6 protein-coding genes and 1 pseudogene are annotated in these 7,426 nt (G+C 66.0%); 6 read left to right on the top strand and 1 reads right to left on the bottom strand.

Annotated elements, in window-relative coordinates; translation table 11 throughout:
* Nucleotides 1–406 precede the first annotated feature (406 nt).
* From ACIBG0_RS38440 to ACIBG0_RS38465, 6 genes and pseudogenes are all read left to right on the top strand, one after another.
* Nucleotides 407–559: a hypothetical protein gene (locus ACIBG0_RS38440; protein WP_397039961.1), complete on the top strand. Its 153-nt coding sequence runs from the start codon at nt 407–409 to the stop codon at nt 557–559.
* A gap of 183 nt (nt 560–742) precedes the next feature.
* Nucleotides 743–1,505: pseudogene (locus ACIBG0_RS38445) on the top strand (DUF2470 domain-containing protein).
* A gap of 1,072 nt (nt 1,506–2,577) precedes the next feature.
* Nucleotides 2,578–3,366, top strand: a complete 789-nt coding sequence (locus ACIBG0_RS38450; protein ID WP_397039963.1) for a CPBP family intramembrane glutamic endopeptidase — start codon at nt 2,578–2,580, stop codon at nt 3,364–3,366.
* A gap of 110 nt (nt 3,367–3,476) precedes the next feature.
* A complete protein-coding gene (locus ACIBG0_RS38455; protein ID WP_397039966.1) occupies nt 3,477–4,853 on the top strand; it encodes an LCP family protein in 1,377 nt (458 codons plus the stop codon).
* Nucleotides 4,854–4,863: 10 nt separating this feature from the next.
* Entirely contained in the window at nt 4,864–5,412 is a 549-nt protein-coding gene (locus ACIBG0_RS38460; RefSeq protein WP_397039968.1) for a ferritin, read from the top strand.
* A gap of 71 nt (nt 5,413–5,483) precedes the next feature.
* Entirely contained in the window at nt 5,484–6,032 is a 549-nt protein-coding gene (locus ACIBG0_RS38465; RefSeq protein WP_397039969.1) for a ferritin, read from the top strand.
* 280 nt (nt 6,033–6,312) lie between these two features.
* On the opposite strand, the gene ACIBG0_RS38470 is transcribed toward ACIBG0_RS38465, so the two are convergent.
* The gene (locus ACIBG0_RS38470; RefSeq protein ID WP_397039970.1) at nt 6,313–7,236 is read right to left on the bottom strand and encodes a DUF5926 family protein; all 924 of its coding nucleotides are present in this window, start codon (nt 7,234–7,236) and stop codon (nt 6,313–6,315) included.
* Nucleotides 7,237–7,426: the final 190 nt, after the last annotated feature.

Raw genomic sequence — 7,426 nt, forward strand, 5'->3', positions numbered from 1 at the left:
ACCCGACCCCCTCCCGATCTGTCCCCGTGGGCGGAGTCCCCGTGGGCGGAGTCCCCGTGGGCGGAGTCCCCGTGGGCGGAGTCCCCGTGGGCGGAGTCCCCGTGGGCGGACCCTTCGGCCAGCGGGCCGAAGGGTCCGCCCGTAGAGGGGCGATCTCGGACGGCCGGGTGATGGCGAGTTCGGCGCTCCCGAGCCAGCCGGCTGACCGACGCCGACGGAAACGTCACTGCGAATACCGGGGCGTCCGGCTACGGACTGCCCCATCGAATCGGAGTTGAACCGATGAGGCACCCGACCGTCGACCATCCCGTACGCCAGGCCGCCGCTGAACCGCCCGCCGCCGATCGCCTCGAACTCCTCGGTGTGTAGCAGCGAACCGAGACCGTCGACCACGATGTAGGTGACCATGCCGAGCAAAACCGGCGACCAGGACGGTGGCGCGCTCTTCGTCACCAGCGATCAATTCCGCGGTGTGCACCAGGCCGACGCTCGCGACGACGACCGACAGCATGAACAGCTGAACCAGGGGCGGCCTGAGCGAAATGACGTCGTTTGCTGAACGCGAACGTGAGGTCTACGCGCTCTCTTCTGCCCGCTCACGGAGGTCTCCCGCAAGGGCTGGCATGCACGCCGTCGGTGCCGCGACAGGATCGAGGAGATTCGATGCTGGCGCTCTTGCGGAAAGCTTGCAGCTGACTTAGCTTAGGATAACCTAATTTCGCCGCGTGACTCGGAGGTCTGCATGCTGAAGCCGACTGTTGCACCGTCTACCGCTGAGCGGGTCCGCAGTGCATGTGCCCATGCGGAGCAGGCTGTACTTGCCATGCCGGGCATCGACCCGACGCCGATTTCGGTGCATCACGTGCGGCAGTGCGGAGATGCGGTGATCGCGGTGCCGACCGCGTCCATGGCGGCGGTATTGGCCGGGAATTCGAGCGAGAGCGGTGCACCGGCGGTGCTGGAGCTCACCGATCACGCGCCGCTGCCGCTGCGGGAACCGGTGCGGGCGCTGGTGTGGCTGCGCGGGTCGGTGCGGGCAGTGCCGACGCAGGCGCTGCGGCCACTGGCCTCCGAGGTCGCCAAGGATCATCCGCATCCCGACCTGCTCGACGTCGGCTACAGCTCCACCCTGTTACGCGTGGTGATCAACTCCGCGGTGGTGGCCGATTCGACCGGCGCCGAATCCGTCTGCGTCGACGAACTCCGACTGGCCCAACCGGACCCCTTCTGTGCACTGGAATCGGCCTGGCTGCAGCATATGGACGCCGACCACGCCGACATCATCGCCCAACTCGCCCGCCACCTCCCACCCCGCCTACAGACCGGCGCCGTGCACCCCACTCGCCATCGACCGCTACGGCGTGACCCTGCGCATCGAAGGCCACGACGGCGACCACGATTTCCGCCTCCCCTTCAACTCCCCCGCCGACGACATCGAATCCCTCGGCCGCGCCTTCCGCACCCTCGCAGGCTGCCCCTTCCTGAACGGCCTGCGCCGCACCTGAACTGGAATTCGGCAAGGCGGTCTTCGCGTTACCCAGCCCGATTTCGCCAACCCGCTCGGCACCACACATGGCGGCATCTGTGCCACCTGCTCGATGCGGACCGCCGGCCTGCGCTGGGTACCGAAACCCCGCACCGCAACCCGCAGCGAAGATCGCCTGCCTCGACCGTCAGCAGCGACGCACCTCCTCGAGCAGACGCGTACCACCCCAACCGGCAGCACCGGACAGGACCACTATCCGGACGGCCACGCCTCGCCAGTGAAGCGACACCCAGCAAGCGGCACTGCACCCAGAGCAACCGATCCTGAACCGACGATGCGGTCCGCAACGCGGACTCCCCGTTCCAGCGGACTGTTGCGACGGTGGCCATTGCTGCCGGAACCCAGGTGCTCGACATGGAAGGTGTCCGGTTTGGCGCTGCCAGGAGGAACCGAGGGCAGGATGGCGGCCACTCGCGCAGCCAGTCGCCACACATGCCGCGTTGGCTGTCGTGCTGGATGCGGTCGGTGTGCCGGGCACGCTGCTGCCGGGCTTGCCCGAGGTGTGCCACCCAGCCCGCTGCCCGGGCTTTGCCCGGATAGCTGCTCGGCGTCGCCACCTCGAACTGCTTACCGAACACGACCCCCACGCCGGGCGGACACAGCGGCCACTCTTCGCCAGTGAAGCAACACCTAGCAAGCGGCACAGCACCCAGACCAACCGATCCTGAACCGGCAAATACGGGGTCCACAACGCGGACTCGCTGCGCTACCTCGAACCGCTGACCGAACACGACCACCACGCCAGGCCGACACAGCGCCCACGCCTCGCCGGTCAAGCGACACCCAGCAAGCGGCACAGCACACACGGAGCGACTGATCTTGAACCGACAACCATGGCTCCGCAACGCCGATTCTCTGCGCACCTAGAGCCGCTGATCGAAAAGGACCACCCCACCGGGCGGTCGCGGTGTCGCCGTACCGCCGCAACCCGCGACCAACAGGTGCCGCGATCGCGACGACAGAACCGCTGATCAATCCGACGCGACACGCACAGCGCACGCCGGAACGGTGCGGGCAATAGATTCGGACGCATGCGTGCTGAGACCGGTGCCGGGGACGAGCCCGAGTTGACCGATCGGGAGCGGCTCGGGATTCGGCTCGAAATCCTGGTCGTGCTGGTGGTGACGTTCGGGCTGAGTGGTTTGAATGCGGCGCTGTCGTTGCTGGAGAGTGCGCTGTCGCCGGGCGGGGTGGGCGGGCAGACCGTGGCGCTGAATCCGACGCGGGCGGCGCAATCGACCATCGACCTGTTGTTCCAGCTGCTCAGCGCGTTGCGACTGGCCGGGTGGGGTGCGCTCGGACTGTATCTGTTGTGGCGCAGTGGGATCGGGCCGCGGATGATCGGTTTGGCCAGGGTCCGTCGGCGTTCCGATGTGCTGCCGGGGCTCATTCTCGCAGCGGTCATCGGACTACCGGGGCTCGGGCTGTATTTGATCGCGCATGCGCTCGGGTTCAGCGTGACGATCGTGCCGAGCTCACTCGGTGACCACTGGTGGCGCCTGCCCGCACTCATCGTTTCCGCCTGTGCGAATGCTGGGGCCGAAGAAATCCTGGTGGTGGCCTATCTCATTACCCGATTGCGCAGGCTCGGCTGGTCGGAGAACCGGTCGCTGCTGGCCTCGGCACTGCTGCGTGGGAGTTATCACCTGTATCAAGGCTTGGGCGGCGGACTCGGCAATCTGGTCATGGGGGTGATTTTCGGCCGGTTCTGGCAACGCACCAACCGGCTGTGGCCGCTGGTGCTGGCCCACGCCACCATCGATGCGGTCGCCTATATCGGCTATACATTGCTACGCGGTCACGTTTCCTGGTTGCCGTAACATCCGCCGGTCCGCGCGGCGAATTCATCGACGAGCGCTCACCCTCGAGCGCACCGCTTCCGGCCGCTCGTCAAGCCCCCCGACGGCCCTCGAACAGTAGAGTCTGTGTGATGAACGGCGACGATCCCCAGCGCTACGACCGGACGCGTCGGGTGCCGCAACCCTTCGCAAATCCCGGTGCGCCGTCCATGCCGCCGCAGCGGCGCGAACCACATCCGCCGGGTCGTCGCGGACCCGGTCCGGACCCGAGGCGTATCGACCCGACCAACATCATCCGCCGCGACGGATCGGATTCCGCGCCACCACTGGCGTATTCGCAGGTACCGCCCGAAACGCGAATGCCGCCGCGCAGGGCCCCCCACGCGCCGCCGCAACAGCCGCAGCCGTACCACGAGCCGCGCGGGGTTCCCGGCTATGCGCCGCCCCAGCGGCCGGTCCCATACCAGGAACCGCAGAGTCTGCGCCCGCGCCGCGAGGTCCCCCCGCCACCGCCATCCTCGCCGCCGTCGCGCCGCCAGCGCGAACCCCGCCCGCCGCGTCGCCGTCGCAAACTGCACCTGTTCCGCTGGTTCCTGGTGCTGTTGGTGGTGCTGGTCCTCGCGATTGTCGGCGCGGTCGTCAAACTCGACGGATCGCTCAATCGGATAGACGCACTCGCCAACTACTCGGGCCGCGTCGGCGATACCCCGGGCACGAACTGGCTGCTCGTCGGCTCCGATGGCCGGGCCGGACTCACCGCCGACCAGGAACAGGAACTCGCCACCGGCGGTGAAGTCGGACCCGAGCGCACCGACACGATCATGCTGGTGCACATCCCGAAGTCGGGTCCGACCACGCTGGTCAGCCTGCCGCGCGACTCGTATGTGAGCATTCCGGGCCAAGGCAAGGACAAACTCAACGCCGCCTTCGCCTTCGGCGGTGCGCCGCTACTGGTGCAGACCGTCGAAACCGCCACCGGCGTGCACATCGATCACTATGCCCAGATCGGATTCGGCGGCTTCGCGGGCATCGTCGACACCCTCGGCGGCATCGATGTCTGCGTGCCCAAGGCCATCGACGATCCGCTCGCGGGCATCAATCTGGCGGCTGGGTGCCAAACCCTGGACGGTCCGCAGGCCTTGGGTTTCGTTCGCAGCCGTGCCACCGCCCTCGCCGATATCGACCGGATGAACAACCAGCGACTATTCATGGCCGCCCTGCTGAAGAAGGTGACCGGCGCGGGCACGCTCGCCAATCCGTTCACGCTGTGGCCGCTGGCCAGCGATACCGCGAAATCGCTGAAGGTCGATAAGGGCGATCACATCTGGAATCTGGGCCAGCTCGGTTGGGCAATGCGCGGCGATACCGTCGCGACCACCGTCCCGATCGGCGGCTTCACCGATACCGATAGCGGAAATGTATTGCTGTGGGATAAGCAACGTGCGGGTCAATTCTTCGACAACCTCGCCAAGGACCAACCGATCCCGGAGGATCTGTTGACCAGGTAGCGTCTGGCCTATGCCAGATACCGATGCCGACGAGCCGTTCCCGGACCTGCTGCGTGACCAGATCCGTCGTGGCTTCACCGCCTCGCAGCAGTATCTGGCGGCTGCGGTCTACTTCGATTCGAATCGCCTGCCGCAGTTGGCCAGGCACAGCTACGGCAAGTCTGCCGAACACCGATCGCACGCCCTGCGCATGGTGCAGTACCTGCTGGACCGCAATCTGGAAGTCCAGGTCGGAGGCCTGGACGACGTGCGATCCAGCTTCGAATCACCGCGCGGCGCCGTCGTTTTCCTGCTGGAATCCGAGCGGGCCCGCAATGCGCAGATCACCGAATTGGCCAGCACCGCGCGGGCCGCGGGCGACTACCTCGGCGAGCAATTCATCCAGTGGTTCCTCAAGGAACAGGTGGAGGACGTCGCCGGGATGACCACCCTGCTGACCGTCATCGACCGTGCTGCGGGCGATCTGTTCGACGTCGAGGACTTCATCTCGCGCGAGTTGCGCACTACACCGCGCGCCGATATTTCCGCCCCGAGAATGGCGGGGGCGGCTAAGAATTAATTAGGCAACACTAGCCTCAATAAGGCTGCACTTGGATGACACGTGGCATGACCAGCGCTAATGTCGCAATCATGTCCAGCCATCCGGAGTCCCCACGCAGCAAATTCCACAGCCTGCTCCACGATCAGATCCGGCAAGAATTCAATGCCGAGCACCAATACATCGCGATCGCGGTCTGGTTCGACAATGCGGATCTGCCGCAGCTGGCCAAGCGTTTCTATGCGCAGGCGGTCGAAGAGCGTAATCACGCGATGATGATCGTGCGGTACTTCCTGGACCGGGATCTCAGCGTCGAACTTTCCGGTATCGACGCCGCGAAATCGCATTTCGAGAATGCTCGCGAACCGATCGCACTGGCCCTCACGCAGGAAAAGAACGTCACCGACCAGATCATCCAGTTGGCGAGCACGGCTCGCGAAGAGGGTGATTACCTGGGCGAACAGTTCATGCAGTGGTTCCTGAAGGAGCAGGTGGAGGAGGTCGCCAATATGACGACCCTGCTCACCATTGCCGATCGCGCCGGGTCGAACCTGTTCGACCTCGAAGATTTCGTCGCTCGGGAAATGAGTGGTCCCAGCGATGCTTCCGGTGCTCCATCGGCCGCGGGCGGAAGCATTTGAATTCGTGATTCATCAGGGCCGGCTCGTCGCGACGAGCCGGCCCTGTCGCTATGTATCGAGCGGGATCGCAACCCCGCGGTCCGCATAACGGCTTATGCGGCGCTCATGGAGCTGAGCAGCGTCTTGAGCAGCGTCAGAATGACTTCCATGACGGTCCTACTTTCCTCATCTTTCGGTGAGACTTCGCTCACCACCACCAGCTTTCGGTGATGCAGAGAACCTAACCGAGCAATGATTAGAAAGGAGGGTGTTTCACAAAATTATTCGTGATTTTTCGAAATCACCGCAGAGTGACCTGACGCGATCGCAGCCCGTCCCGGGAGCGACGCTCGTCAGCCGAGAGCGGAGCCTCATCGGCCAGTGCCGCCGCCAGACGTTCCCCGAATTCGCTCGCCGGTTTGGTCCACTCGCTGGCATGCATTTCCGGATCCAGGTCGAAGACCGGCACCAGCAGTCCGTGCGTGCGGAACGAGCCCGCGAACCGGGAACCCTCGCCGAGATGCAGTCCACCCGACGCGTGCAGCCGAGCCAGCGCCAGCATCAAATCGTCCTCGTTCTCCGGACGCACCCAGCGCAGATGCGCCTTGTCACCGGCATCGACCCACCAGGCCGCGCCGATCGAATCGGGACCGAGATCCAGTCGCGCAGACGGCATGATCGCCTGCTTGGCCTGTTCGATGGTCGCGGCGACCTGCGGATCGGGCTGCACGCCCTCGGGCACCCACCAGTCGAAGTCCTGGTGCACGGTCAGCTCCAGCTGTGCGTCCGCATCGATCACATCGGCCAAACGCGGTCCACCCTCGGCACTTTCGGCCGCGGTCAGCGATTCGCCCGGTTCGGCGGACTGAGTCCACAGGATCGCCGCCGCTATATCGGCGGCCGGATCCGGACCCTGGAATTGCACCTGCGCGGCGACGTATCCGGTCGGCGGCTCGCCCGCCCGCACCATTGCGGCGACCGCTCCCGGCAGTACCGTTGCCAGCACGACGGAACGCTCCGCCGCGATATCGGACGACAGCGGCAGCGTCGCGGTCGCCGACGGCACGAATTCGCGCAGCGCGACCAGATCACACTCCGCGGCCAGCCCCGCGAACGGACGCGAACCGGACTGCGCCGCCTGCAGCTCCAGCGCCGCCCGCCGCTCGGCGAGACGCTGGGCCCGGTTCCCTCCGGGCTTCGGACTATTGCGCTTGCTTTTACCCACGGCAGGTCAAACTACAGTGGCTGTGTTTAATTTGCCGCGCCTGGCGGCGCGGCGTGTTCGCGGGCTCTGTTAATGGCAGCGCCTCCGGCGCTGCGTGTTCGCGGCCCCCTGGTGTCTCGCGTCCGAGCCGTCGAGACTACCCGCATTGGGGGCAGGCCGTGGAGCGGGGGGGCCGGGGCACGGGCGCGGA

This window comes from Nocardia sp. NPDC050630 (assembly GCF_044457245.1).
In the GTDB taxonomy this organism is placed as follows: Bacteria; Actinomycetota; Actinomycetes; order Mycobacteriales; family Mycobacteriaceae; genus Nocardia.

What these genes read in the sequence shown, in the direction of transcription:
- ACIBG0_RS38440 (WP_397039961.1), top strand. Translation starts at nt 407, where the DNA reads ATGCCGAGCAAAACCGGCGACCAGGACGGTGGCGCGCTCTTCGTCACC.
- ACIBG0_RS38460 (WP_397039968.1), top strand. Translation starts at nt 4,864, where the DNA reads ATGCCAGATACCGATGCCGACGAGCCGTTCCCGGACCTGCTGCGTGAC.
- ACIBG0_RS38455 (WP_397039966.1), top strand. Translation starts at nt 3,477, where the DNA reads ATGAACGGCGACGATCCCCAGCGCTACGACCGGACGCGTCGGGTGCCG.
- ACIBG0_RS38450 (WP_397039963.1), top strand. Translation starts at nt 2,578, where the DNA reads ATGCGTGCTGAGACCGGTGCCGGGGACGAGCCCGAGTTGACCGATCGG.
- ACIBG0_RS38465 (WP_397039969.1), top strand. Translation starts at nt 5,484, where the DNA reads ATGTCCAGCCATCCGGAGTCCCCACGCAGCAAATTCCACAGCCTGCTC.